Genomic DNA, 2,410 nt, shown 5'->3' on the forward strand with positions numbered 1-2,410 from the left:
TGGTGATCGGCGACGAGCAGTCGGCTGCCGACCTGGCCCCGCCCGGGGCCACGTTCACGACCATGGCAGGAGCCACCGACATCGGTCGCGGCTGGAGGTCGGTCCTGTGGATGACCGCCGATCGCGCCTCGCTGAGGCAACGGGCAGCCGCGCTGCCCAGGCTGGGTCAGGTCCGGGTCGTTGCCGTCTGGCTGACCGAGGCGACGGTGCCACTGGTGGTGCGGCCGCGCCCCGAGTGGCCGGTGCTCACCAGCCTGATGGCGCGGGAGGCGGGCCGGGGTGTGTTGACCGTGCTGCGGTTTGCCGGCCCGGTCGCGGCGCACCAGGTCCTGATCGAGTGCGCCCGTCAGGCCGCCGACGGTGATCGGGGGCACGGCGGACTGGTCGTGGGCTATGCGGGTCGTGAGGCGGCGGCCGGGCTCGACGCACGAGCGAACTTCTTCGACCGGGGTGCCGACGCGGGCGATCCGGAGCGGGACGTGCCACCGGACGTGGTGGTCTCCTCGACCACCGACGGGCAGCCTGAGGTGCACCACGTCACCGAGCGGGCGCCCCTGGTCGTCACCGACCCCGGCCTGGCGCCGGTGGACGAGCAGGTCGTCAACCCGCGCGGCTGGCGCAAGGACTTCGACGTCGCCGTCCGCGATCTTGCCGAAGGGCAGCCGCTCACCGAGCGGGCGGTCGCGGACCTCCGCGGAGTGCAGGGTCTGCGGGTCGACCTCGCCACGGCCGACCCGCGCACCGTGGCCGGCCTGGCCATGGCCGGCGTCCCTTTGCTCGCCACCGGCACCCACCCGCAGCTGAGCGACGCCCTCACGCGAGCACTGGCGCGACCGGTCGACCTCGACGACCCGCTCGCCCGCGAACAGCACAGCGTCACCACCAGGCGCGCGGCGCTCGACACGCACTCGACCCTCGCCTGGCGGCGCGACCTGGCCGCGCGAGCCGGTGTCAGGTTCGTCGCGCAGCCCAAGGTGAGCGTCCTGCTGGCCACCATGCGCCCACACCAGCTCGAGTTCGCCATGCGGCAGCTGGCCCGCCAACAGGGCGTAGAGCTCCAGGTCGTCCTCGGCACGCACGGCTGGACCGTCGCCGAGGACGAGGTCCGGGCCCTTCTCGGCGGGCACGACGTGGTGGTCCGCTCGCACGACAAGGACGTGTTCTTCGGTGACGTCCTCGACGATGCGGCGAGCGTGGCCGACGGCGACGTGCTGCTGAAGGTCGACGACGACGACTGGTACTCCCCGCACGCGATCCACGACCTGCTCCTGGCCCGCCGCTACACCGGTGCCGAGGTGGTCGGCATGCCCAGCGAGTTCGTCTTCCTGGAGGAGCTGGGCGTCACGGCCCGCCGCAACCACCCGACCGAGATCCACAACCGTTTCGTGGCCGGCGGCACGCTCATGATCGACCGGGAGGTGTTGCGCAGCGTGGGCGGGTTCCGGCGCGTACGCCGCTTCGTCGATGCTCAGCTGTTGAACGCGGTCGAGGCCAGTGGGGGTCGGATCTACCGCACCCACGGCCTCGGCTACGTGCTGCGGCGTACCGCCTCCGGTCACACCTGGCAGTCGGATCCCGAGTCCTTCCGTCGCCCGGAGATCCTCGAGCGCGAGTGGCCCGGCTTCCATGTCCCCGACGAGTTCGTGCTCGACGAGGGGGACCTCCCGTGACCCAGCCGCTGATCCGCCGCAACGAGTGGCGGGCGCTTCCCGAGAAGGACCTCGGCGCGTGGACCCCGACCCGGAGCGTCAGCGTCGTCATCCCCACGTGGAGCGCCGACGCGACCCTGCCCGTGGTGCTGGCGAGCCTGGCCGCGCAGACCTACCCGGCCCACCTCCTCGAGGTCGTCGTGGTCGACGACGGCAACCCGACCGCCGTGACACTGCCGGAGGTCCGCCCCGAGAACACCAAGGTCGTCCGGGTCACCGAGGGCTGGGGTCGGGCCAACGCGTGCCACACCGGGGCGCTCGCCAGCGACGGCGACGTGATCCAGTGGCTCGACGCCGACATGCTCGCCTTCCGCGAGCACCTCGAGGCCCAGCTGCGGTGGCACCACGAGATCGACTACGCCGTCGTGCTCGGCACCAAGCGGTTCGTCGATCCCGCGCCCCTGGCGGGGAGGTCGACGGCCGAGATCCTCGAGGCCGTGGGCAGCGGCGAGATCGCGCACACCTGGGACTGGGACGCCGAGGAGACCCACAAGTGGGTCGAGGGGATGTGGCGGCGTACGGACGACCTCACGCTGGCCGGACCCCGCGCCTTCCGCGCCCATGTGGGCGCGACCGGGTCGCTGACGCGCGAGCTCTACCTCGCGTCCGGCGGTATGGCGACGAGCCTGCGTCTCGGCGAGGACATGGAGCTCGGGCACCGGCTGGCCGAGGCCGGGGGAGTGCTCATTCCCGAGCACACG

2 protein-coding genes are annotated in these 2,410 nt (G+C 72.5%); both read left to right on the plus strand.

Annotated features, from left to right (window positions below):
- Positions 1 to 1,670: glycosyltransferase (locus RMO85_RS06030; protein ID WP_310527449.1), on the plus strand; the 1,670-nt coding region annotated here is incomplete at its 5' end.
- The coding region (locus tag RMO85_RS06035; RefSeq protein WP_310527452.1) for a glycosyltransferase family 2 protein at positions 1,667 to 2,410 on the plus strand (744 nt) is incomplete at its 3' end. The genes RMO85_RS06030 and RMO85_RS06035, both read left to right, overlap by 4 nt.

It is taken from the genome of Nocardioides sp. (assembly GCF_031422975.1).
In the GTDB taxonomy this organism is placed as follows: domain Bacteria; phylum Actinomycetota; class Actinomycetes; order Propionibacteriales; family Nocardioidaceae; genus Nocardioides.